Source organism: Oceanobacillus salinisoli (assembly GCF_009733865.1).
In the GTDB taxonomy this organism is placed as follows: Bacteria; Bacillota; Bacilli; order Bacillales; family Amphibacillaceae; genus Oceanobacillus; species Oceanobacillus salinisoli.
The window spans coordinates 51816-72886 of the sequence record NZ_WOFB01000017.1; the positions used below are offsets into that span (position 1 = coordinate 51816).

Sequence of the window (21071 nt, forward strand, 5' to 3'; positions counted from 1 at the left end):
CTTCCCCCTGGTTCCTGATCACGAAAGGGGAGATTATCCCAATATATATGGAAGGAGGGAGAGAAAATGAACGATAGTTACAGAAGAATAAACCAAGATATCAAAGAGATATTAGAGTATCCGGAAGCAGAACCAGCGTTTGAAGGGACGGTAAAAGAAGGGCTTAAGCGAAGATACACTATCATTAATGAGCGTGATGTAAACAAATACTTGTCTCAACATACTAAAGATGAGCTACGAATTGCTTTAAATACAGCTTTACAAGTCATAGAAGACGGTCGCATTGAAGATGGGAAGAAACCTTATAACAATTATGTTGTCATTAATTTGGACGAGCCTTATGCAGATGAAGTAATTGAAATTATGAAGCATCATGACCATTGGGGTTAATTCATTCATATTTGACCCAAAATGCGACATAAGGAGGCAGAATAATGGAAAGACAACACTTTTATATTTCAATGACAGGATTGACTGAAGAACAGATTCAGGAGGAATTAAGTACGTTTTTGAATGACTTAGTACAGAAATATGAGGAAAACAAGTTTGGCGCAACTGTTCTTGGAATTACAGAGGATGCCGCCAAAAGAGTTGAAAAAATGTTGAATGAGTGACTTTAAATGCAACATAAGGAAGGAGAATTAAAAATGCCAGTAGTTCAAGTATGTGATGAGTGTGGGGCAAAAGCTGGAACTTGCAATTGTTACGATTGGGAAATAAAGAAAAAGGCTAAATGCTTTTATTGTGATGAAGAATTTGTTTGGGATGATTACGTTGTAATTGTTGAGGATGAACTTTACCACAAAGATTGTGTGGAACTTTATCCAACAGGATATTTTGCAATGTTAGATGGTGAACCATTAGGAGAAACGGAAAACGAAGATGGTCAAATGGCTTCGGAAATTATAGATGACCTTCTTGATGAAGAAGAAGCTTAATGTCGCATTCCGGATAAATTGCGAAGTAATAATTAGGAGGAATTTATATGGGGAAAGAAAGCAAATCATTCAGATGTTGGAATACAAATTTGTCCGTTCCGTTTGATTCAGATATTTCTCATCCAACTATGAAAAGACTTTTAGAAATGATGCAGAAACGGGGATGGAAAATACAGACAGACCAACGGATTTTGGAAGAATATCCAATTCTGGCAGATGATCATTTTGAAGGACGAAAAGGGGACTTGAAATTCAAAGCAGAGAAGTACCCAGCAGGTTTTAATTTTGAATTCTTTCAAGATATCAATGTTGAAAATACCAATGGTGGTTATTATGACTTTGATAAGTTTGAAAAAATGCCATATCTAATAAAACTTAGATTTCTTCTTGAAAAAAAATACATGATTAAATTGCTTGATGATGAAGGATACTCCGACGGCAGCGAATCAACATTCAAATACGCTTATGAAGAAGTGATGCACCGTATTAAAAGTTGTTGCCATTATAAAGAAGGGAAAGAGTTGCCAGATTTTGAGATAGAAGAATACAATGCAAAGGACAAAGATGGAAAAATTCTAAAAAACGGTCAAGTCAAGTATTTTAGAGATCGAAAAGGAAGATTACAAAGAGGAGTTATTTATCACAACATTAACAATATGTGGTGGACAATACTTAATAAATATGAATTTACAAATATAGCAAGCTTCTATTTCTTTGATTTAGACACGGAAGAGAATAGAAAGAGAAAGCTTGTAAAACCTTCTGGGAAACATAACCCAAAATCAAGAAGTGTACCTGATGAAAACCAAATTGAAAAATGGAAATCTAAGGCCAAGAAATCAACTAAACAGGAACGAATTACTAAAGCTAACGGCATTTTAGATTATCTATATTCTCTTAATTTGACCTCTAGAAATTTTCAGTTCTACTTAAAAACAAATGGACGAGTCGGTTTAAAGGAGACAGAGAGCAGAGCTTGGGGGATTCACAAAAAATTTGAAGAACCAATAGAGTTACCTTTATATACAAGGACATTACCAATGTCATCGACTGAAAGTAGTTGGGTAAAAGGATTAAGAGAATATGTTGTCCATGGAAAACCAGGTATTACTCAATGGTTCTGCACTGATCATAACGGTGAAGGATCTACAGCTTACAAATGGCCCGAAGTAAGAGAGAAACTTTGGAAAATAGGTGCTTTAGCAAGTTGATTGCTGCACATTCGGGATAAAACTCGTACAACAACACGGTTAATTTAATCGGAGATAAGGGAGGGAATGTATGCTAACACCATTTAAAGTATTGCTTCCAGAACGGATATTAAACAAATCAAATAAAGACGATCTATGGAGCGATACGTTGGATTATATGCTGCGTTATCCTCATTATCATTTAATCGATATAGAAGGAAAATATGCGATATGCGAAAGAAAAACAGTAAAGGGGGATAGAAATGGCAAAATTTAGAATGGTGCACACAGAATTTTGGGACGATGCTAAGGTTGTCGAAGAAATGACTCCTGAAGACAAGTATTTTTATTTATATCTGTTAACTAATTCCAACACGACTCAAATCGGAATATATCAAATCACAAAAAAACAAATGGCATTTGATACCGGATATTCGATTGACACAATAAATTTGTTACTGGATCGCTTTATCAAACAACATGAAGTCGTTGTTTACAACAGCGAAACAAGAGAAATTGCTCTAAAAAACTGGGGTAAATACAATTTCAATCGTGGCGGAAAACCGATGATGGATTGTGTTCGTTCGGAATTAAAAAACGTCAAAGACACTTCTTTAATTGATTTTGTTAAAGAAAACGTCAAACGCAGTGATATCAAGGGTTTATACGATACGTACACGACACGTGGACAAGAAGAAGAAAAAGAAGAAGAAAAAGAAGAAGAAAAAGAAGAAGAAGAAAAAGAAGAAAAAATACCTTTCGTCGAGATAATAAATTATCTCAACAGTGCAGCTGCAAAAAACTATCGTTCCAAAACATCTAAAACTAGAACTCTAATAAAAGCACGCTGGAATGATGGTTTTCGATTGGATGATTTTAAAAAGGTTATCGATATCAAAACAGAAGAATGGCTAAAAGACAATAAAATGAATAAATTTTTAAGGCCAGAAACATTGTTTGGTACTAAGTTCGAAGGGTATTTAAATCAATCAAATCAAAGTAATCAACCACCCGATGATTATGACAATTTGTTCTAGGAGGATAACAAGTGAAAAGTATTAAAGACCTAGACATTATGCAAACGTTAAATTTTACGTTGATTGGTGAACGTATTTGTGAAAAATGTGATTCAAAGGTTCCCGTTTATGAAAAAAACGGTGAAAAAATAAGTCATTGTTTAAATTGCGAACGACTGAAATTGTCCAAAGAGCTTACGGAGGGTTACGAACCTCCTAAAAGAAGATTGTTATCAGATCGTGCAAAAGCTATCGAGTTTATACCTTCTGATTTAGAATATGTCACGTTTGATGATTATATTCCTAAAACCGAATCACAAATGGAAGCAAAGCAAATTTCACTGGATTATATAAAAGGGAAACACACAGCAATTCTTCTCAACGGTGATCCCGGAACCGGAAAATCGCATTTATTTAGATGCATAGCAAGGGAACTTGAAAAACAAACAGTTGATTGGAAAGAAAATGGACGAACATACAAAGTTCGGAAAATCGCTCTGTTTGCAAAAGTTCCTGAACTTATGAAACTGATTCAGAGAACTTACAACAATAAGAAAATAGGCCTTACGGAAGAAATTATTTTAGATACGCTTGCTACGGTTGATGTATTAATCCTAGATGAAATTGCTGGAGAACGTTCGAAAAGGGAGCCAAATGGTTTCGAAACGTGGAGTGGGGATATTATTTATCAAATATTAGACCGCAGGCAAGGAAAACAAAATCTGTACAACCTTAACTATTCAAGTGCAGAAGTGAAAAAGAAATATGATGAAACACCAGGAAAGAGAATACTTAGCCGAATGGCATCTGGCGCTAAAATGCTAAAAGTTGATGGTCCTGACCACAGAATGAAAGGAGCAAACTAAATTGTGCGAAACTTGTAATGGTACCGGAGGAGTGAATATTGAGAATAGTTGGGGAATATCGTTCCACTCTTGCTCAGACACAAATTGCGATTATGACCGAGGTAAAGCAGTTTCAGAGACTTTGAGATTTATAGATGCAAAGTTAGAACTATTACAAAGACGTGAAAGTGCATGAGTGCTATTACACACTTAGATGAACATCGGAGAAGGCAATGGATAAATGATGAAAATATACCAGGCGGCGGTCTTGTTTATGTTTTCAAAAGTAAATATGATGATGCCTTCTCAGAAGGCCTACTAAATGAAATAACAGTTTTGTATAATAACGGATTTGAAATTGAAGATTTGATGGATAAATTCAATCGTGAATTCGTGGAGATATTAATGGCTTTAATATACCAGGCAGAAGAAGGAAAGATTACTAGACCTTTCGCTTACAGGAGGAAATAACTGTGGACCAAACAATGATTTACGATTATTTAGGGATTAATCAGGATCCATTGCTTCAAAAATTAAAAAGAATGAAAAAAGGCCAGCAAATAGTAATCGGTGAGTTAACTATTTATTTGAATAAGCTCGGGTTGTTTGAAATCTCATCTGAGAATTATGAAGAATGCTGCAGCAATGTTACCAAGTGTTATCAAAAGGTTTGTCTATTAGAAAAAAGTATTGCCAATTAAAGGAGGGTGAGGGATGGGGAAATTTTGGACTCAGGAAGAACTTGATTTTTTAGAAGATAAATGGGGAGTTTTTAACAGAGAAACTATCGCTAAAAAGCTGGGAAGGTCATCTAATGCCGTTATGTTAAAAGCTCAAAGGATGGGGTTAGGAGATCCTCTGACTCATATTGATGGGATCACTATTAGCAAACTTTCCCAAGTATTGAACACTCATTACGGGATATTAAAAAACTGGATTAAAAAATATAAGATGCCTGCAAAACAAAAACGGTTAACCAAAGAGAAAAGCGTTTGGATGATTTCTTACCAAGATTTCTGGAAATGGGCAGAAAAAAATAGGCACATGTTGGATTTTAGCAGATTAGAAAGATTATCACTTGGTCCTGAACCGGGATGGGTAGAAGAAAAACGAAGAGCTGATCAGCTAAAGAAATTGCATGTTCCTAAACCGCATAACACCCCTTGGAGCCTGAAGGATGATTCAAAACTCAAATGGATGTTGTCTAAACACAAATATTCATACCCGGAAATATCGGATGAACTGAAACGCAGCCAAGGAGCAATAAAAAAAAGAATTCGAGATTTGGGACTAAAAGAGCGTCCAGTACGTTTGCCAAATCACAACAAATATTCTCCAGAAGAAGAAAAGAAATTAGTAACTTTGTTAGAACAAGGATATTGTTTCGAGGAAATTGCTGAACAATTAAACCGCAGCGCTTTAGGCGTTCGTGGCAAAGCAGAACGAATGGGATATAAATTTGTAAATGGTGTTCCTAAAAAACAATCTAAGTGGGTGGTGAGTTGAGAAAATTAAGACACGGTCATTACCTGCTGTTTAGAAAAGAGGACAGGGATTGGGTTTATATTTATGACTATTTCCAGTGGCACGAACTAAAGAAACGTTTTAAAGAGGGGTGGAAGGTGTGGCAATAAAACCAAGAATCAAAGGTGAAAAGTACAGGCCTACGGTGGAAGTTCTGAGAGAAAGGAACGGCAAGCCTACCAAAGTCATATTTAATGGTCGGGTGTTTGCTTGGGTACCGGATGATTATATTAATGGGAATAAGAATAAGGTTGGGCGGTAGTTGAAAGAAAATGCGGATTAAGAGAGGAGAAGAAGAATGAAGGAATTAACGATTAATTTAACAGACGAACAAGCAAAGTTTTTACGTGAATTTGCCGAAAAGCAAAAGCCCGGAGCAAAAGACAACGCATCTACTGCTCATGCATTTCATGTAGTGGAAAATAAGGAGTTTGATTTTATTCCTTATAGCGATGATTTAAACGGATTCTTTGAAGATTTGCCCTTAACATTCACTACTGATTGTGACTACGACCGTTGGTGGGATGATGAAACAGAAATGATAAGCGACTGGTATGAAGATCGAGGTGAAGATTGTCCCATCGAAATAAAACCCTTCTCCGAGCTGAGATACAATTATTTCAAAGGTCTTCTTGAAGAAGAAGAGTTAATCACTGAATGGTCAGAGTATTTTGAAGCATATGGAGTAAAACTTCACGCAATGGCATGGAGGAAAACTAGGTGGGAGAAGGTTGCATTCTTCTTTATCAGGGATGAAGCAAAACGATACATGAAATATCAATCACACAATTTAAACGAACCGAGAGTTTACACATATTCTTGTGGTTATGCAAACGATGGTGATTTTGTACCATTCAGAGATTTATTAATGAGTATGGGCGCAAAATTAGTTGAAAAAGTTAATGCGTAGTTCGGATAAAATATGGTGCAAAACAAAAGGGTATTCCACCATATAATCCGAATAGCCAAAATAATAAAAGGACGGTGCTGAAATGATTGGAACTGAAAACGAAATTTTGCGCAAGGAAGTTGAACAATTAAAAGCTGAGATAGCTGGAATGAAATCAATTTTAAGCAAACACGGATTGTTGGAAGATGTTGAAGAAAAGGTGACGATTCACCCTAAACTAACAGATCTGGAACGTAAAATCTCCAAGGTTCTCATGGATTTCCAGATAACTTCAAACTTAAAAGGGTACCGATATCTGAAAAATGCTATAACAATGGCGTTTAGCAAATCGGAAGTTACAAACACAACCACGGTTATGTATCCGGAAATTGCGGATAAATATGATACAACACCTACCAGAGTGGAAAGAGCCATTCGCCATGCGATTGAAAAATCTTGGAACAATAGCAGTCATCAAGACTTTGACCTATTCGATAAAAAGCCAACAAATTCTCAATTTATCGCGATGATTTCAGAAAGACTGTGGCTGGATTTGGAAGACGACGAAAGTGCGTGAGTGCGAATGAATTTTAACAAAAACCTTTTTAGTAAAAATGCAGACTCTAACGTTAAACGGTTATTATCTTCACATCTTGATGTATTGGACGGAATGAAAGTTGCTTTTAAAGATGGAGATAAATTCGGCATCATCGAACATTATGAAATAAACGGAGAACCATTTTATCTTTATCCGGTAGAGAAGGAGTGGTGTGCGGAATGAGTGAACGGTTGGAAAGAATGAAACAATATTATTCAGCTATTGATTGTTTAGAACCAGACTTACAAGAGGATATACCGTGGCTTATCCAACAAGCGGAACGTGCGGAAAAATTACAAGAAGAACTAAACGCAAAGATAATGTTTGTTAGTAACGGTATGGAAGAAGAACATTATGCTTTACAAGAAGAAAATATAAGATTAGCAAAGCGTGTGGAGGAATTGGAAGAAGAAGTCGAAGGAAGAAAAAATCACGAAGCAGAAACAGCAAGGAACTTAAATATTCTTAGAAGCCAAAACCAACTCTACAAACAGGCTTTGGAAGAAATCGATGAACAACCGGCATTGAAAACTAAACTATCTTCAACTGGTGATTGGGAATATGACTATGAAGGATTAGTAGAGATATTGAAGAGAAAAGCACGTGAAGCATTGAAAGGAGAATCGGAATGAATCTAAATGAATTAACAACAAATATCGAACAGTGGGCAATTGACAGAAATTTAGACCAAGCACAACCAGAAAAACAAATGTTAAAGCTCATGGAGGAAGTCGGGGAACTGGCACAAGGATTAGCAAAAGGGAATCTGGATCAAGTGATTGATTCGATTGGAGATAATTATGTCGTTCTGACCGTTTTATCTATGCAATTAGATTTAGATATAAGAGATTGCATCAATGCTGCGTATGAAGAAATTGCTGACCGAAAAGGAAAAATGGTAAATGGCGTATTCATCAAAGAGGATGATTTAAAGGAGGTGTAACCGTGGGACTGCTAAATGAAAAAGTAAGCAATCGTAGGAACGAATTGATTCACGAATTACGTAAGATGGGTGTTGTGACTGCTAAATCTGGATTGTCACTAGAAAACGTTTCTCTTGCGGATCTAGAGTGGATGAATATTGAAGAGAAAAACAGAGCCGCGAAAGAGTACCGTGAAAAGAAAAATGATTAGATAATATGAAACAGGTGATTTTTATAGATTACTAGACCAAATACATACAACGATTAAAAAATATCTGTAATGGGCTTAAATAAGCATTTAAAGAGGTGGGAGAAAATGAATGATATAGGAGTATTTTCTAACCCTTGCGCTTTATGTAAGAAGAGAGAAGCAACAAAATTATGTGATTATATCGTCCGCTATGACAACAGCATTATATTTTTTAGAAATTCTAAGTTGTTTCAAGAAGTTAATTCACCAGGTTATAAGCATGAAACATGTGATTTACCGATGTGTGATAATTGCGCCAAAAAAGTTGGGCATCAAGTAGACTTTTGTTCACATCATTATAAATTGCATATCCAGGTAGAACTGCCAAAAGAATTGCAACGTTACCAGCGAAAAGCAAAGGCTGAAATGTACGAAAATGCGATAAGAGGTGAAAAGAATGAGTGATTTTATCGACATTTTAAACCAAGCTAGAAAGAAACTAAATACAATATATGTCATGGATGAACTGGACGAGCAAGCATTGGACGAAGCAAAAACAGCTATAGCGAAAACTACCAGTTATGTAAGCAAATTAGAAAGTGATAATCAGAGGTTAAGAGAATATATAGCAAGAGAAATTCATTAAGGGGTGGAAGGATGACAGGGTTTATTGCAGGAGCAGGAACGGCATTTATTATTTCGTTAGTGGGATATTACAAGGCGTATAAAAGGGCTGTTAGGAGGGCTGAGGATGAAATGTGCTGAGTGTGGGGATTCAGTAACACAATATCAAGACATTTGTGATTCTTGCTTCAAAAAAGAACTTGATAAACGTCTGTAGGGGGATAACATATGACAAAGACAGCAGAAATTAATTTAGAAGAAGAAGCTCTTTATCGAGTGAAAAACGGGCAATTAGAAAAGATGGACAAGCCAGCAAGTGGATTTGGTGAAGTAGTTCAGAAGTGGGAAGACGGGAAGCTGGGTAGGTATGAGGTTAAGTATACGAAGTAGAAAGAAACTATTGAATAATTGAAAGGAGGATAAAGATGCCTAACAAATATGGTGAAAAAGATTGGTTAGATACAGCCTTACCTTTATTGAACAGCCTTGAAATTGTTGATTTAGATGCAGATGGAGAAATTTTATATTACGCGTTAGTAGAGGGTACGGAAGAAAATAGAGAAGCATTAAGAAAAGCAGGTGTAACTCCTACAGAAATTAAAGATGCAACTGGTGATGAAGGACAGATTGATTTAACTCATTTTATCTGGAAGTTTGCAAAATGGTTTAACGGAGACAAATTCGTGAGAGAAAAACCATTTGATGATATGTAGGTTAGTGCGAAGTCCGGACAAGCTTTTAACTAAATAACTTTGCTATCGGAACAACCGGGGCAACATTGGAAATTGGGGGATTTCCTTTGTTGTCCTTATTTTATTTTATGAGTGGGGGCGGTAAATATGCAAATAACTTTTAAATTACCAGAAATAGACAGAGAAGCGACACGAGCTGCAGTAGAATCGGAGTTGGAAAAATATAAAATGTATCTACTTATGGATCCAGAAGACAATGAACCAAAGATAACATCATCATTAAAACTGGTTCCGTCCAAACCGAACAATCAATTTCATTCAAGCACAGAGGAAACCGCCATTAAGAAACTAGACCAAGAGAAAAAGAGAAGAGATTTTATAAATAAAATTCAAAAATCTGTAAATCGATTAGCTTATCAAGAAAGGTCCATCATTATTAATCGTTATTTGAAAGAGGATGATATTTATGATTATGAGGTTTACAACGAATTAGGGTTTAGCGAAAGAAAATATTACCGGATTAAATCAAGAGCTTTTTACAAACTCGCCTTTATTCTTCGTATAGAGATATACCAAAAACAATGCCCAGATTGTGGCGAAAATCTGTATATAAATGATGATGGTGAATATGATTGCTGGAAATGTGATAAAACCATCCCTAAAGAAAAAGTTGTAGAGGGGGTGAGGTAAGTTGAACTTTGTTCAGCCAATAAGAGACCCAGAACTAATTAGAGAAATCAAACGGTACCTGAATGATAAGAGCTACCGTGATTACATGTTGTTTGTTACTGGTATCAATAGTGGATTAAGAATATCCGATATACTTCCATTACGTGTGAGTGATACAAAAAGGGCTTATTTCAATATAACTGAAAAAAAGACAGGAAAGAAGAAGCGTATTGAGATGACACCAGGTCTTAGAAGAGAGTTCAAAGACTATGTCGAAGGAAAAGAAGACCATGAAGTCCTTTTTAAAAGCAGAGAAGGGGTTAATAAACCAATTGGTCGAAGCATGGCTTATAAGATACTTAGAGAGGCTGCACAACACGTTGGTTTGGACGATATAGGCACACACACATTAAGAAAGACATTTGGGTACCATTTCTATAAGCAATATAAAGATGTTGCCTTACTCCAAGATATATTCAACCATTCCAATCCAAGAATCACATTGAAATATATTGGTATTGATCAAGATGAGAAAGATAAGGCCATGAAGAACTTTAAAATATAGCTTTATTTTTTACACCTTTTAATTACCTTCAATTTATTCATGTGTAACTTGTTTTCTGAAAACTTAATGAGATTAAGAAATATAAGGGGTTTGGCGTTTTCTTGAATTATACAGTATATAAGATATGGGTAATTGATATTAGAAAATAAGAGGATATTTTAAAATTTTGTCGAATATCTAAAAAAAAGGAGTGGTTAAAATGGATCCAGTAAAAATCGTACAATCTCATGTATTAAACAATGGATTGACACTAGAAGAATACTTTGAAAATAATTTTGTTCAATTTCCAAGGAAGTGGAGAAAAGTAGGTGAAAATACAGTTGAATTTATTGTAGATTACCCTAGGTTATCTAACTATAGTTATTATCGTTGGAAAGTTAAAGAAGGAGTAATTCATGCATTGAATGGAAAGGCAATTCAAGTGACTCCCGAATTTAATCGACATAAAGAGGAATTAATAAAAAGGAAAAATGAAATACCAGAAGAAGAAATGGAAATTTATAATTATATTCAGGATAGCTTTAAAAAATTAGAACAAGAAGATGGAGAATATTCACCAGAAAAACACGATTCACTTGTATTAAATAAAGCATCGAAAAAGTATGGACTGCCCCTAGAAGACGTTGATAAATTATTGGTGAAAGTAGAAAGAAAAATTTATAATTTATAAATGGCAGACAAATGGCAGAAACTTGGCAGAAGAAAGGCAGGGATTTTCTAGATAAATAAGTTAATATGGTAATAAGAAAGTTTATGAAAAAGGCGCTCACTATATTAATGAGCGCCTTTTTATTTGAAGAAGGTGATGGAATGAAAATAAGAGATCATCTTGAGAAAAAACAAATAAAACAAACCAAGCATAAGGAAGAAATACTAACAGAATCAGAAATAAAGGATTTAATGGGTGTTCATCGTGATACTTATAAGCGTGGTAAAGGTGGGGCGTTTAGAAAAAGATAATCTTGAATAAATCATCCAATTCACTCATAATGAACTTATACATATTAGGGGGAGTGATTATATTGAAAAAGTTATTAATCTTATTTGCATTAATGTTATTTTTAGCAGCATGTGGTGGAAATGAAGAAACAGTAGAATCAACTAACGAAAATGAATCTGACAATCAAGTTGAAAGTGCAGAAAGTGAAGACAACGTAGAGGAAACGGATAAAATGAAAGAAAAAGATAGTGAAGAATCTGTTGAAGTAGATAAAGGACTAATGAATGTTGAAGTGACTATACCATCCACATTATTTGAAACGCAAAATCAAGATATTGACCAAGTTATTGCTGATGCAAAAGAATCTGGAATTAAAGAAGTTATAGAAAACAATGATGGTTCCCTTACATACAAGATGTCAAAGTCAAAACACAAAGAAATGATGGCGGACTTGGAAAATCAGTTAAATACTACCATTGAAGAGGTAAAAAATAGTGAAGATTTTGTATCCATACAAGATGTAAATTCAGATAAATCTTTTTCTGAATTTACGATGAGTGTAGATCAAGAAGCTTTTGAAAATAGTTTTGATGGATTTGCAGCATTGAGTCTAGGAATTAGTGGTATGTTATATCAATTATTTGACGGTGTGGATCCAGAAAATTATAAGGTCACTATTTTTGTAGAAAATGTTGATACTGGTGAAGTATTTGATACAATTACTTACCCGGAAGACTTAGAACAATAAATGTCATTAAAATAGCTAAAAGGCATCCAATAGCTGGGTGCCTTTTTACGTCAAAAAGTTGGTATTTTAGGTTCTAGACTGCTAATCCAAGACACAAAATTACTAAAAAATAATGTCACAGTATCTGGAATGATAGCCGGATCAATAAAATGAACAAGTAATACTAGAACTAATCCCATCAAAATATATAATTCCTTCTTCATTTGAAACCTCCTTTTCTAGTACATTCGACATAAAATTGTAAAAATCCTGCTAATTATGCAGGAATATTTACCCTTTTGTCGAATAATACAATGAATAGATAAAGGGAGTGTCAGTCCAATGGATAAATTTCTTAAAATGTATTTACCTAAAAATAAAGATGATGTAAAAAACATTTGGGATAATGCACTAATAATTGTGGATACAAACATCTTATTAAATTTGTATAAGTATTCAGATTCAACAAGAGATGAATTTTTTAGCGTTATAAAATCTATGAGAACTTGGATACCTCACCAGGTTGCAATTGAATATTTATTAAATAGATCCACAAAAATACAAGAACAAGAAGAAAACTTTAAAAATCAAGTTAAAGCAATTAAGGAATCAAAAGAATTATCCGTTAAGCATATAGACGAAAAAATCAACGTCATTAAGAAGCCTTTTAGAAAGATTGAACTTGAATCTATAAAAAATAAAATAGAGGAATTTTTCAATTCTTTAAAAAATGAAATTGAAGAAGGAAATAAAGATAATGTGGATTTTAGTGAGCATGATGTTATTCTTTCTAATTTTATAGAAATATATAGTGACCGTATTGGTCCCGCTTATGAAAAAGACCAACTAGATACGATATACCAAGAAGGGAAAGAAAGATATAGTAATGAATTCCCTCCAGGATATGAAGACTTAGAAGATAAAAAAGGTCAATATAAAATGTACAAAGATACTAAAATAAAGAGTGAATATGGGGATTTAATACTTTGGAAACAAATTATCGATAAAGCAAAAGACGATAATGAACCAATTATATTCGTTACAGATGATAGAAAGAAAGATTGGTGGAAAATAGAAAAAGGACAATTAAAAGGGCCAAGAGAAGAACTTATAAACGAATTTATGAAAGAAACAAATAATGATTTTCTTATGTATAGTACAGAATCATTTTTGAAGAATGCTAAAGATATTTTAGCTAGAGAAGTAAAAGAAAGTGCTATAAAAGAAGTACATGATTATTCGAAATTAAAAGAGCAAATAGCTTCTCATATATATAATTTATATGAAAATGAAACAAAAGAAGAATTACCAATAACAAAAAGTTTAATTGAGATAAGTAAAATGAATTATTACAAGGACAAGGAGAAATATAAAGATAATCTAACACAACTAAATTTGATAGAAGAACAAATACATGATTATAGTGAGCAGCTAAGCACTTTAAACTTTGAATTAAATAACTTGTCTTTAAATCCATACGAGAAAGATGATTATAATCTTCAAATTGAAAAATTGCAACGGAAGGTATATTCCTTAATTATTGAGAAAAGAAAGATTGAGAAAGAATTGGGATATTATAATGGAAAAATGTATCATAATGCATCTAAAAATAAATTATTAAAAAAAAGGATAAAACCACCAAAAGAATATAATAAAAAATATAATAATGAAGATAATTAAGAGTTTTCTATAGTTTTGCATTCTGTTTAGAATGCTTTTTTTTATTTTTGAATAATAAAAGGAGCGATAATCATGGCTGACAAGAAGTCGAGCGAAGGTAAAGAAGCTTTAATCTACTACTGCTTTCCGTGTGACAAGGATTATGTAGTTGATCCAGCTGACCCAAGAAAAGATGGAAGGACATGTAATCAGTGTGGAACGCATTTAATGTTTAAAGGCGGTGTAGATTACTCATCCGGCAAAGACAAAACAATAAGTGCAGGAACATTAATAATTACCGCAGATGTATCCGATGCAATTAAAGGCCTCAAAGCAATCCAACGTGAAGCGAAGAAAGCTACTGCTGCTTTGAAAGAGTTGGAATCAATTGAAAGTAAAATATCTTCAATGTTCGGAGTTCCTGTTAAATTATTAAAAAGCGATTCAGATATTAATAAGCAATATGAGGTGTTTAAGAAAAAACATAAGTTAGGTGGATATAAACCTCAAACAGTTGTGGTTGATGAAATGCATACTATGTGTCATAAGTGTGGGAGCGAAAGGACCAAACTCCAATCTTTAGGCGATAACGTCAAAGGAATTAAATTAGTTTGTGAAGATTGTGGGTGGACGGAATGAACAAAATCTACTGCAACAACGGTTGCCAACAAGAATTTACTATCTCCGGATTAAAAATAGAAAAATTATCCGGCAATGTCGAAAGACACTACATCGAATGCCCACACTGTGGAGAAAAATACACGTCCTATTATTTAAATGACACTATGAAAAAAGTACAGCAGGAAATTAAAGCCCTACAGAAAAAGCCATCCCTAAAAATAAAACAGCGGAACAGATTGCTTAAACTAAAACGGAAAATGCAAATGATGAATCAAACGTTAAAAGCTAAGATGGAAGCTGGTACAAGTGAAACTCATTGATATAAAGACCTGGACAAAAGATACCAGGCTTACGAAAGAAATGAGAGATGCATTTTATAAAAGTCATCCGTGGGAAAAATGCAGGGGTACTATCCTAGAAAGAGACGGGTACCTATGCCAAAATTGCCTGGGGGATGGGGAACCAGTACCAGCTGATACCGTTCATCATATTATTCATCTGAAGGATGACCCAAGCAGAGCACTAGATGAGGACAACCTAATAAGTGTTTGCTTCGATTGTCACAATGAATTTCATCCAGAAAAAGGTTTCGGAAAGAAGAAAAAGAAAAAGATTTCAAACAAAATCAAAGTTTTTGAAGTCAATCAGAATCCAGAGAACGCCTGGTGATAGCCCCCCACCCCGAAAAACTGGGGCATTTTTTGACCCCAGAGCGCCTCGGACCTTCGCTTTCACCGCGGAAAAAATTTCATGAAAGGGGGGTAACGCGAAAAAATCACAAGAGAGGAGGTAATGTTAATGGCCGTGCCAACTGCAGATAAATTAAGAGAATATCTAGGAGATAGCTATAAAGAATCGGATGAAGAATTGATTACTCTTTATGTTGAAACTCATCGGTTCTATCGAAAGCTGAAGAAAGAAATTTCTAAACAAGATCTGATGTACGAGTACACTAACAAAGCAGGGGCAACGAACCTCACTAAAAACCCTCTTGTGGTGGAATTAGCAAAAACCGTGCAAACCTTAAATAACCTGTTGAAGTCCCTCGGCCTGACTCCTGCACAGCGAAAGAAAGTAGTTGATGGCGATGACGACAGCGACTTCGACAATTTCTAAGAACATAAAAAAAGTAAATCAGAGTTTTAGTTTTATTACTTGGAAAAAAGAGCAGGTCAAAAAGGGAAACATTCTTGAGAAACCCTCAGATAAATTACTAACAACGTGGTATGCAGAACAATTAGTAAAGGGTAATATTGTTGCTAGTAAAAAGAATATCCAATCAGCCAAAAGGCATCTTAAAGATTTAAAACGACAAGGAACAGAAGATTTTCCTTGGGTATTTGTTGAGGAACAAGCTCACAGGCCAGTTCGTTTTATTGAGAAATTTTGCAAGCCATCAAAAGGTGATTTTAAACAATTAGTAGCCCAGCCTTGGCAGCACTTTGTAATTGGTTCGCTTTATGGATGGGTTCATAAGGATACAGGTATAAGGCGCTTTCGTGAAGGCCTTATTTTTATTGGTCGAAAAAATGGTAAATCAACTCTAATTTCTGGTCTTTCTCTTTATTCTTTCAGTAAAGATGGCGAAAACGGTGCGGATGTCTTCTTGTTAGCTAACACGAAACAACAGGCAGGCATTATTTTCGATGAAGCGAAGGCGATGGTTAAAAAATCACCTAAGCTGAGAAAACAATTTAGACCAACTCGTGATTATATAGCATTTGATAAGACCATTTCTAAGATTGAGCCAAGGGCATCCGATAGTGAAAAACTGGATGGTTTGAACACGCATTTAGGTGTTTTTGACGAAATTCACGAGTTTAAAGACTATAAATTAATTAACGTTATTAAGAAATCTCGTGGATCTAGGAAGCAGCCATTAATACTTTATATCACTACAGCTGGATATCAGTTAGATGGACCACTTGTTAAATATTATGATGATGGTTCCCAAGTCCTTGATGGAGCAATTGAGGATGAGCGTACTTTTTATTTTTTAGCTGAACTGGATGATGAAAAAGAGTTCGAACAGCCTGAAATGTGGATTAAAGCTAATCCGAATATGGGCGTTTCCCTTGATTTAGATGTTTTGATGGATGACTGGGAAAAAGATAAACGGACTCCAGAAGAACGTTCTGACTTCATTACGAAACAGTTTAATATTTTTGCTAACGGTAGTAAGGTTCCTTTTATCGATTTTAAAACACTAAAGAAAAACGATAAACATTTGGATATCAAAGAATTAATAGGTACTGAGGGTGTAGCCGGTTATGACTTATCCGATTCTGAGGACTTCACTAGTGCTTGTATTGAATTTCCTTTATCGACAGGTGAAGTTTTTGTTCTCTCTCATTCGTGGATTCCGAGGAAAAAGGTAATCGAAAACAATGAAAAAATTCCTTATTTAGAATGGGAAGAAGCAGGATACCTAACGATTGTAGATGAGGATTATATCAATGAAGAACATGTGGAAAATTGGATTGAAGAACAAGCGCAGAAATATAACGTTGATATTATCACTTATGACCCTGCGAAGGCTTTCCGTCTTAATAAATCATTAGAAGAAAAGGGATATAACACTCAAGTAGTAAGACAGGGTTTTGTAACACTTGGTCCTGCATTAGATGATTTGAAGCATATGTTTCTTGATGGAAAAGTTATATTCAACGAAAATTCATTGTTGCGCTGGTACATCAACAATGTAGAGCTTGTAAAGGACCGAAACAATAACAAAATGCCTACGAAGGCAGGACGTTATCGTAAAATTGATGGTTTTGCAGCTTTATTAAACGCTCATACAAAGGTTATGGAGAAATTGGTTGTTCCATCCGGTGATGGTGATATCGGAGTTGTTAGTATGGCTGATTTGATGAAGTAGGATGGTGAATTGAATGAAAATCATAAAAACAGATGATGAAAGATACATGTTCTATTGCGAAGGTTGTAAAAGGAATCATGCATTTAATAATGCATGGCAGTTTAATGATGATTTTGATAAACCAACAGTATCGCCTTCTCTAAAAGTTACAATGCCATATAAAGGTGTTGATTACATCTGTCATAGTTTCATAAGAAATGGTGAAATTCAATATTTAAACGATTGTCACCATGAATTAGCAGCAAAGGTAGTTCCGCTTAAAGATGAAAAAGATTGGGATGCAGATTTTTAAGGAGGTGATCCACTATCTCCCAGCCACAGGGTTACGTGGCGCTGTGAAAGGCAGGTGAGTAAATGAAATTTTTCCAACGAGTGAAAAGCGCTGCATTTGGAGCTTATATGGCATGGAAGGGGGTAACCTATGATTTTTCGTCTTGGGCGGGAAAAACCTTTTTTGGTACTGACAATTCCACCTTAGCAACGAATGAAACGATTTTTAGTGCCGTTACAAGGCTTTCGAACAGCATGGCTACATTACCATTCAAACTTTATAAGAACTATGAGGTGACTCATAATAACGCTTCTGACGTGTTAATAAACGAACCTAATCCAAACATGACTGGATTTGAATTTATTCGTAACATGGAAACTTCCCGGAATGAAAAAGGGAATGCTTATGCTTTGATTGAAAGAGATATAAGGTTGCAACCTTCCAGGTTAACGATGATTAATCCAGATTACGTTGTCCCAATTATAGAAAATAACACAAGAGAATTGTGGTATGAAATCTTAGGAGAAGATGGGAAACGTTATTATGTCCACAATGTGGAGATGCTGCATGTTAAACATATTGTTGGTTCTAACAGTTTAAAAGGTATTAATCCAATAAAAGTATTATCAAACGCTAATGACTTTGATAAGGCAGTTCGAGAATTTAGCTTGAAGGAAATGCAATCAGCTCCAAACTCTTTTATCTTAAAATATGCTGCTAACGTTGATGCTGAAAAAAGACAGCGTGTAATCGATGACTTTAAACGTTTTTATAAGGATAATGGCGGAATTCTATTTCAAGAGCCAGGGGTCGAAATTGATGAACTAGAAAGAAAATATGTTGCAGCTGATACGTTTATGACAGAGCGAATTACTCGCTCACGTGTAGCTAATGTTTATAACATGCCTGTAACCATGCTGAATGATACAGAAGGTCAAAGCTATTCCAGTAATGAACAATTAATGAGAATGTATGTAGATCTTACATTAATGCCGATTGTAAGGCAATATGAACAAGAATTTAATAGAAAACTACTTACACCAGCTGAAAGAAAAGCTGGTTTTTATTTTAAATTTAATGTTAAAGCGTTGTTAAGAGCTGATACCGCCACTCAAATGGATGCATATTCAAAAGGTATTCGCTCCGGTATTTATAAACAGGACGAAGTAAGAATGTGGGAGGAATTGCCACCAGAAGGAGGCAACGCTTCTAAACTCTGGGTATCGGGTGACTTATACCCTATTGACATGGATCCAAGCGAAAGAAAATCTAGCAATAACAGTTCAAACAATGAAGAGTAACTGAAAGGTGGTGAGGAAAAGAGTGCATAAAAAACTTAAAACAAAGCTCCAATTCTTTGGAAATAAGCAAAAGAAAAAGTTTTGGGATATGAAGATGTCTGCTGATGGAAAGTCAGGAGACATTTTTATTTATGGGGAAATTACGAAATACGCTTGGGAAGAGTTTGGCGAAAAGTCAGCAAAGGTATTTCAAGAAGAACTTTCTGCTTTGGGTGATGTTGAGACTATTAATCTATATGTTAATTCACCAGGGGGCAGCGTTTTTGAAGGTCTTGCAATAGGGAATCAACTAAAACGTCATAGTGCTAGAGTAATAGCGCATGTAGATGCGTTAGCTGCCTCAATTGCAAGTGTAATTATTATGGCTGCAGATGAGGTTAGAATGTATGAAAATTCTATGCTAATGATTCATAATCCATGGACCTTCACGATGGGCAATGCCGTTGAATTACGCAAAAAAGCTGATGAATTAGACCGAATCGGAGAGTCTGCTATTCTTGATTATTTAGCAAAAGCAGGAGATAAGCTTGAAGAGGAAAAACTTAGAGAAATGCTCGATGCAGAAACTTGGTTGTCTGCGGAAGAAGCTTTTCAATACGGTCTTTGTGATGTGGTGGAAGAGGCAAATAATGTCGCTGCATTAATTAGTGAAGAACTATTTGCTAAATACAAAAATGTACCAAAACAATTAATGGAACAGCAGGAAGAAAAACCAACTATTTCTGAAGAAGAAATGAAACAACGTCAAAAAATCGCTGAAGAAGCGAAATTAAATGCCAACTATATTAGTGATATTTTAGGAGGAATGTAAAAATGAACAACCAATACAAAGTAAACAAATTAACAATGAAACTTCAATTTTTCGGGGATAAAACTCTTTACGAATTAAAGCAAAACATGGCCACTGTTGGTCAGCAATTACAGAAAACGGAAAATGAATTAGCTGCTGCGGCAATTGATACTACTAAATCAACCGAGGACATTCAAAACCTTCAAAAGTCCCGTGATGATTTAAAAATGCGTTTTGATGTTATTCAAAAACAGCATGATCAACTAGAAGCTGAACAAAAAGAAAAATTTGAGAAGAAAGGGCAATCGTTTGATGGCCTTACTCAAGAACAAAAAACGGTTAAAGCGAAAGCGGAGTTTATTAGAGCTTCGATTCAAGGAAAACCATTGTCAGATGATGTAAAACAAATTTATGCACTTCCTGGCGGTAATACAACAGGCGGGGATAAATTCTTACCTACTAACTTGCAAAATGAATTGGTACATGAACCATTTGCTCGTAACCAATTAAGGGAAGTTGTTGCTACTTCAAACATCAAGGGCCTTGAATTACCTAAAATCTCTTATACTCTCAATGATGATGCGTTTATTGATGATACGCAAGTAGCAAAAGAGTTGGCTTTGACTGGAGATGTTGTTACTTTTGGACGGAATAAGTTTAAAGTTAAAGCAAAAATATCAGATACTATCATTCATGGATCAGATATTGAACTTGTTAATTATGTGGACAATGCATTGCGATCTGGGCTTGCGTCTAAAGAGAAAAAAGATGCACTAGCAGCTACACCAACTGTTGGTTTGGAGCATATGTCCTTCTATAACGGTAATATCACGACCATTACTTCTGATTCAGCAGCAGGCGGAAGCTTATATAAAGCAATTAAAGGCGCTATCGCTGATTTACATGAAGATTTTCGCGATAATGCAAGAATTGTTATGCGATATGCTGACTATATGGACATTATCGAAACACTTTCAAATGGGGCGGGTTCCTTATACCAAGCACAACCTGAACAAGTTCTTGGAAAACCAGTAACATTTGCTGATGGTGCTACTAAGCCTATTATCGGTGACTTTAACTACTTCCGAATCAACTATGATGCAATGACTTATGATACGGACAAAGATGTTAATTCTGGTGATTACTTATTTGTTCTTACTGCATGGTACGATCAAAAACGCTCCCTAGATTCAGCGTTCCGTATTGCGGAGGTAATCTAAT

The 21071-nt window shown here is 35.0% G+C and carries 37 protein-coding genes; 36 read left to right on the forward strand and 1 reads right to left on the reverse strand.

Annotation, left to right across the window (positions count from 1 at the left end; all coding sequences use genetic code 11):
* The first annotated feature begins 66 nt into the window (after positions 1-66).
* The 26 genes from GMJ66_RS13005 (at position 67) to GMJ66_RS13125 (ending at position 12351) form a co-directional block, all read left to right on the forward strand.
* Positions 67-390: a hypothetical protein gene (locus GMJ66_RS13005; RefSeq protein ID WP_156290751.1), complete on the forward strand. Its 324-nt coding sequence runs from the start codon at positions 67-69 to the stop codon at positions 388-390.
* A gap of 44 nt (positions 391-434) precedes the next feature.
* Positions 435-614, forward strand: coding sequence for a hypothetical protein (locus GMJ66_RS13010; protein ID WP_156290752.1), 180 nt, complete (start codon positions 435-437; stop codon positions 612-614).
* A 33-nt stretch (positions 615-647) separates the two neighbouring features.
* A complete protein-coding gene (locus GMJ66_RS13015; RefSeq protein ID WP_197046693.1) occupies positions 648-938 on the forward strand; it encodes a hypothetical protein in 291 nt (96 codons plus the stop codon).
* A gap of 47 nt (positions 939-985) precedes the next feature.
* The gene (locus GMJ66_RS13020; protein ID WP_156290753.1) at positions 986-2149 is read left to right on the forward strand and encodes a hypothetical protein; all 1164 of its coding nucleotides are present in this window, start codon (positions 986-988) and stop codon (positions 2147-2149) included.
* A gap of 70 nt (positions 2150-2219) precedes the next feature.
* Entirely contained in the window at positions 2220-2405 is a 186-nt protein-coding gene (locus tag GMJ66_RS13025; RefSeq protein ID WP_156290754.1) for a hypothetical protein, read from the forward strand.
* Positions 2392-3165, forward strand: a complete 774-nt coding sequence (locus GMJ66_RS13030) for a conserved phage C-terminal domain-containing protein (RefSeq protein ID WP_156290755.1) — start codon at positions 2392-2394, stop codon at positions 3163-3165. The genes GMJ66_RS13025 and GMJ66_RS13030 overlap by 14 nt, the downstream gene beginning before the upstream one ends.
* 11 nt (positions 3166-3176) lie before the next feature.
* Positions 3177-4010: an AAA family ATPase gene (locus tag GMJ66_RS13035; RefSeq protein ID WP_156290756.1), complete on the forward strand. Its 834-nt coding sequence runs from the start codon at positions 3177-3179 to the stop codon at positions 4008-4010.
* Between the two features lie 171 nt (positions 4011-4181).
* A complete protein-coding gene (locus GMJ66_RS13040) occupies positions 4182-4460 on the forward strand; it encodes a hypothetical protein (protein WP_156290757.1) in 279 nt (92 codons plus the stop codon).
* A 2-nt stretch (positions 4461-4462) separates the two neighbouring features.
* Positions 4463-4690, forward strand: a complete 228-nt coding sequence (locus tag GMJ66_RS13045) for a hypothetical protein (protein ID WP_156290758.1) — start codon at positions 4463-4465, stop codon at positions 4688-4690.
* 13 nt (positions 4691-4703) lie between these two features.
* Positions 4704-5495, forward strand: a complete 792-nt coding sequence (locus tag GMJ66_RS13050) for a hypothetical protein (protein ID WP_156290759.1) — start codon at positions 4704-4706, stop codon at positions 5493-5495.
* A gap of 118 nt (positions 5496-5613) precedes the next feature.
* The gene (locus GMJ66_RS13055) at positions 5614-5775 is read left to right on the forward strand and encodes a hypothetical protein (protein ID WP_156290760.1); all 162 of its coding nucleotides are present in this window, start codon (positions 5614-5616) and stop codon (positions 5773-5775) included.
* Between the two features lie 36 nt (positions 5776-5811).
* Positions 5812-6423 carry a hypothetical protein gene (locus tag GMJ66_RS13060; RefSeq protein ID WP_156290761.1) on the forward strand — a complete coding sequence of 204 codons (612 nt, stop codon included), beginning with the start codon at positions 5812-5814 and terminating at the stop codon, positions 6421-6423.
* Between the two features lie 82 nt (positions 6424-6505).
* The gene (locus GMJ66_RS13065; RefSeq protein WP_156290762.1) at positions 6506-6979 is read left to right on the forward strand and encodes a sporulation initiation factor Spo0A C-terminal domain-containing protein; all 474 of its coding nucleotides are present in this window, start codon (positions 6506-6508) and stop codon (positions 6977-6979) included.
* Between the two features lie 6 nt (positions 6980-6985).
* Positions 6986-7183, forward strand: coding sequence for a hypothetical protein (locus tag GMJ66_RS13070; RefSeq protein ID WP_156290763.1), 198 nt, complete (start codon positions 6986-6988; stop codon positions 7181-7183).
* Positions 7180-7632: a hypothetical protein gene (locus tag GMJ66_RS13075; RefSeq protein WP_156290764.1), complete on the forward strand. Its 453-nt coding sequence runs from the start codon at positions 7180-7182 to the stop codon at positions 7630-7632. Before GMJ66_RS13070 ends, GMJ66_RS13075 begins: the two co-directional genes overlap by 4 nt.
* Complete coding sequence (locus tag GMJ66_RS13080) at positions 7629-7943, forward strand: MazG-like family protein (RefSeq protein WP_156290765.1); 315 nt, start codon at positions 7629-7631, stop codon at positions 7941-7943. Before GMJ66_RS13075 ends, GMJ66_RS13080 begins: the two co-directional genes overlap by 4 nt.
* A gap of 2 nt (positions 7944-7945) precedes the next feature.
* Positions 7946-8134: a Fur-regulated basic protein FbpA gene (fbpA, locus tag GMJ66_RS13085; protein ID WP_156290766.1), complete on the forward strand. Its 189-nt coding sequence runs from the start codon at positions 7946-7948 to the stop codon at positions 8132-8134.
* A gap of 105 nt (positions 8135-8239) precedes the next feature.
* Entirely contained in the window at positions 8240-8578 is a 339-nt protein-coding gene (locus tag GMJ66_RS13090) for a hypothetical protein (protein WP_156290767.1), read from the forward strand.
* Positions 8571-8759 (forward strand): hypothetical protein, encoded by a 189-nt coding sequence (locus GMJ66_RS13095; RefSeq protein WP_156290768.1) that lies wholly within the window; start codon positions 8571-8573, stop codon positions 8757-8759. The genes GMJ66_RS13090 and GMJ66_RS13095 overlap by 8 nt, the downstream gene beginning before the upstream one ends.
* A gap of 206 nt (positions 8760-8965) precedes the next feature.
* Positions 8966-9127 (forward strand): DUF3954 domain-containing protein, encoded by a 162-nt coding sequence (locus GMJ66_RS13100; RefSeq protein ID WP_156290769.1) that lies wholly within the window; start codon positions 8966-8968, stop codon positions 9125-9127.
* Between the two features lie 35 nt (positions 9128-9162).
* Positions 9163-9450, forward strand: coding sequence for a hypothetical protein (locus GMJ66_RS13105; protein ID WP_156290770.1), 288 nt, complete (start codon positions 9163-9165; stop codon positions 9448-9450).
* Between the two features lie 126 nt (positions 9451-9576).
* Positions 9577-10119: an ArpU family phage packaging/lysis transcriptional regulator gene (locus GMJ66_RS13110; protein ID WP_156290771.1), complete on the forward strand. Its 543-nt coding sequence runs from the start codon at positions 9577-9579 to the stop codon at positions 10117-10119.
* A gap of 1 nt (position 10120) precedes the next feature.
* The gene (locus GMJ66_RS13115) at positions 10121-10663 is read left to right on the forward strand and encodes a site-specific integrase (protein ID WP_156290772.1); all 543 of its coding nucleotides are present in this window, start codon (positions 10121-10123) and stop codon (positions 10661-10663) included.
* 199 nt (positions 10664-10862) lie between these two features.
* The gene (locus GMJ66_RS13120) at positions 10863-11333 is read left to right on the forward strand and encodes a hypothetical protein (protein WP_156290773.1); all 471 of its coding nucleotides are present in this window, start codon (positions 10863-10865) and stop codon (positions 11331-11333) included.
* A gap of 140 nt (positions 11334-11473) precedes the next feature.
* A complete protein-coding gene (locus tag GMJ66_RS20450) occupies positions 11474-11623 on the forward strand; it encodes a hypothetical protein (RefSeq protein WP_197046694.1) in 150 nt (49 codons plus the stop codon).
* 62 nt (positions 11624-11685) lie between these two features.
* Entirely contained in the window at positions 11686-12351 is a 666-nt protein-coding gene (locus GMJ66_RS13125) for a hypothetical protein (RefSeq protein ID WP_231514929.1), read from the forward strand.
* Positions 12352-12401: 50 nt separating this feature from the next.
* Here the strand turns inward: GMJ66_RS13125 and GMJ66_RS13130 are convergent, their stop codons facing one another.
* On the reverse strand, positions 12402-12554 hold the full coding sequence (locus tag GMJ66_RS13130) for a hypothetical protein (RefSeq protein WP_156290774.1): 153 nt from the start codon (positions 12552-12554) through the stop codon (positions 12402-12404).
* Positions 12555-12672: 118 nt separating this feature from the next.
* On the opposite strand from GMJ66_RS13130, the gene GMJ66_RS13135 reads away from it, so the two are divergent.
* From GMJ66_RS13135 to GMJ66_RS13180, 10 genes are all read left to right on the forward strand, one after another.
* A complete protein-coding gene (locus tag GMJ66_RS13135) occupies positions 12673-14010 on the forward strand; it encodes a PIN-like domain-containing protein (protein ID WP_156290775.1) in 1338 nt (445 codons plus the stop codon).
* Between the two features lie 72 nt (positions 14011-14082).
* On the forward strand, positions 14083-14628 hold the full coding sequence (locus GMJ66_RS13140; RefSeq protein ID WP_156290776.1) for a hypothetical protein: 546 nt from the start codon (positions 14083-14085) through the stop codon (positions 14626-14628).
* Complete coding sequence (locus GMJ66_RS13145; protein ID WP_156290777.1) at positions 14625-14930, forward strand: hypothetical protein; 306 nt, start codon at positions 14625-14627, stop codon at positions 14928-14930. Before GMJ66_RS13140 ends, GMJ66_RS13145 begins: the two co-directional genes overlap by 4 nt.
* On the forward strand, positions 14917-15279 hold the full coding sequence (locus GMJ66_RS13150) for an HNH endonuclease (protein WP_231514930.1): 363 nt from the start codon (positions 14917-14919) through the stop codon (positions 15277-15279). Before GMJ66_RS13145 ends, GMJ66_RS13150 begins: the two co-directional genes overlap by 14 nt.
* 129 nt (positions 15280-15408) lie before the next feature.
* Positions 15409-15726, forward strand: a complete 318-nt coding sequence (locus GMJ66_RS13155) for a phage terminase small subunit P27 family (protein ID WP_156290778.1) — start codon at positions 15409-15411, stop codon at positions 15724-15726.
* Positions 15692-17488 (forward strand): terminase large subunit, encoded by a 1797-nt coding sequence (locus GMJ66_RS13160; RefSeq protein WP_407939234.1) that lies wholly within the window; start codon positions 15692-15694, stop codon positions 17486-17488. Before GMJ66_RS13155 ends, GMJ66_RS13160 begins: the two co-directional genes overlap by 35 nt.
* Positions 17489-17501: 13 nt before the next feature.
* Complete coding sequence (locus GMJ66_RS13165; RefSeq protein WP_156290779.1) at positions 17502-17780, forward strand: DUF6527 family protein; 279 nt, start codon at positions 17502-17504, stop codon at positions 17778-17780.
* Between the two features lie 62 nt (positions 17781-17842).
* The gene (locus GMJ66_RS13170; RefSeq protein WP_156290780.1) at positions 17843-19060 is read left to right on the forward strand and encodes a phage portal protein; all 1218 of its coding nucleotides are present in this window, start codon (positions 17843-17845) and stop codon (positions 19058-19060) included.
* 88 nt (positions 19061-19148) lie between these two features.
* On the forward strand, positions 19149-19871 hold the full coding sequence (locus GMJ66_RS13175) for a head maturation protease, ClpP-related (protein WP_331279684.1): 723 nt from the start codon (positions 19149-19151) through the stop codon (positions 19869-19871).
* Positions 19872-19873: 2 nt separating this feature from the next.
* Complete coding sequence (locus GMJ66_RS13180; RefSeq protein ID WP_156290781.1) at positions 19874-21070, forward strand: phage major capsid protein; 1197 nt, start codon at positions 19874-19876, stop codon at positions 21068-21070.
* Position 21071 lies beyond the last annotated feature (1 nt).

What these genes read in the sequence shown, in the direction of transcription:
- GMJ66_RS13075 (WP_156290764.1), top strand. Translation starts at nt 7,180, where the DNA reads ATGAGTGAACGGTTGGAAAGAATGAAACAATATTATTCAGCTATTGAT.
- GMJ66_RS13180 (WP_156290781.1), top strand. Translation starts at nt 19,874, where the DNA reads ATGAACAACCAATACAAAGTAAACAAATTAACAATGAAACTTCAATTT.
- GMJ66_RS13030 (WP_156290755.1), top strand. Translation starts at nt 2,392, where the DNA reads ATGGCAAAATTTAGAATGGTGCACACAGAATTTTGGGACGATGCTAAG.
- GMJ66_RS13145 (WP_156290777.1), top strand. Translation starts at nt 14,625, where the DNA reads ATGAACAAAATCTACTGCAACAACGGTTGCCAACAAGAATTTACTATC.
- GMJ66_RS13025 (WP_156290754.1), top strand. Translation starts at nt 2,220, where the DNA reads ATGCTAACACCATTTAAAGTATTGCTTCCAGAACGGATATTAAACAAA.
- GMJ66_RS13080 (WP_156290765.1), top strand. Translation starts at nt 7,629, where the DNA reads ATGAATCTAAATGAATTAACAACAAATATCGAACAGTGGGCAATTGAC.
- GMJ66_RS20450 (WP_197046694.1), top strand. Translation starts at nt 11,474, where the DNA reads ATGAAAATAAGAGATCATCTTGAGAAAAAACAAATAAAACAAACCAAG.
- GMJ66_RS13135 (WP_156290775.1), top strand. Translation starts at nt 12,673, where the DNA reads ATGGATAAATTTCTTAAAATGTATTTACCTAAAAATAAAGATGATGTA.
- GMJ66_RS13175 (WP_331279684.1), top strand. Translation starts at nt 19,149, where the DNA reads ATGAAGATGTCTGCTGATGGAAAGTCAGGAGACATTTTTATTTATGGG.
- GMJ66_RS13010 (WP_156290752.1), top strand. Translation starts at nt 435, where the DNA reads ATGGAAAGACAACACTTTTATATTTCAATGACAGGATTGACTGAAGAA.
- GMJ66_RS13140 (WP_156290776.1), top strand. Translation starts at nt 14,083, where the DNA reads ATGGCTGACAAGAAGTCGAGCGAAGGTAAAGAAGCTTTAATCTACTAC.
- GMJ66_RS13050 (WP_156290759.1), top strand. Translation starts at nt 4,704, where the DNA reads ATGGGGAAATTTTGGACTCAGGAAGAACTTGATTTTTTAGAAGATAAA.
- GMJ66_RS13110 (WP_156290771.1), top strand. Translation starts at nt 9,577, where the DNA reads ATGCAAATAACTTTTAAATTACCAGAAATAGACAGAGAAGCGACACGA.
- GMJ66_RS13170 (WP_156290780.1), top strand. Translation starts at nt 17,843, where the DNA reads ATGAAATTTTTCCAACGAGTGAAAAGCGCTGCATTTGGAGCTTATATG.
- GMJ66_RS13065 (WP_156290762.1), top strand. Translation starts at nt 6,506, where the DNA reads ATGATTGGAACTGAAAACGAAATTTTGCGCAAGGAAGTTGAACAATTA.
- GMJ66_RS13155 (WP_156290778.1), top strand. Translation starts at nt 15,409, where the DNA reads ATGGCCGTGCCAACTGCAGATAAATTAAGAGAATATCTAGGAGATAGC.
- GMJ66_RS13005 (WP_156290751.1), top strand. Translation starts at nt 67, where the DNA reads ATGAACGATAGTTACAGAAGAATAAACCAAGATATCAAAGAGATATTA.
- GMJ66_RS13060 (WP_156290761.1), top strand. Translation starts at nt 5,812, where the DNA reads ATGAAGGAATTAACGATTAATTTAACAGACGAACAAGCAAAGTTTTTA.
- GMJ66_RS13095 (WP_156290768.1), top strand. Translation starts at nt 8,571, where the DNA reads ATGAGTGATTTTATCGACATTTTAAACCAAGCTAGAAAGAAACTAAAT.
- GMJ66_RS13100 (WP_156290769.1), top strand. Translation starts at nt 8,966, where the DNA reads ATGACAAAGACAGCAGAAATTAATTTAGAAGAAGAAGCTCTTTATCGA.
- GMJ66_RS13090 (WP_156290767.1), top strand. Translation starts at nt 8,240, where the DNA reads ATGAATGATATAGGAGTATTTTCTAACCCTTGCGCTTTATGTAAGAAG.
- GMJ66_RS13070 (WP_156290763.1), top strand. Translation starts at nt 6,986, where the DNA reads ATGAATTTTAACAAAAACCTTTTTAGTAAAAATGCAGACTCTAACGTT.
- GMJ66_RS13020 (WP_156290753.1), top strand. Translation starts at nt 986, where the DNA reads ATGGGGAAAGAAAGCAAATCATTCAGATGTTGGAATACAAATTTGTCC.
- GMJ66_RS13105 (WP_156290770.1), top strand. Translation starts at nt 9,163, where the DNA reads ATGCCTAACAAATATGGTGAAAAAGATTGGTTAGATACAGCCTTACCT.
- GMJ66_RS13040 (WP_156290757.1), top strand. Translation starts at nt 4,182, where the DNA reads ATGAGTGCTATTACACACTTAGATGAACATCGGAGAAGGCAATGGATA.
- GMJ66_RS13130 (WP_156290774.1), bottom strand. Translation starts at nt 12,554, where the DNA reads ATGAAGAAGGAATTATATATTTTGATGGGATTAGTTCTAGTATTACTT.
- GMJ66_RS13120 (WP_156290773.1), top strand. Translation starts at nt 10,863, where the DNA reads ATGGATCCAGTAAAAATCGTACAATCTCATGTATTAAACAATGGATTG.
- GMJ66_RS13165 (WP_156290779.1), top strand. Translation starts at nt 17,502, where the DNA reads ATGAAAATCATAAAAACAGATGATGAAAGATACATGTTCTATTGCGAA.
- GMJ66_RS13015 (WP_197046693.1), top strand. Translation starts at nt 648, where the DNA reads ATGCCAGTAGTTCAAGTATGTGATGAGTGTGGGGCAAAAGCTGGAACT.
- GMJ66_RS13160 (WP_407939234.1), top strand. Translation starts at nt 15,692, where the DNA reads ATGGCGATGACGACAGCGACTTCGACAATTTCTAAGAACATAAAAAAA.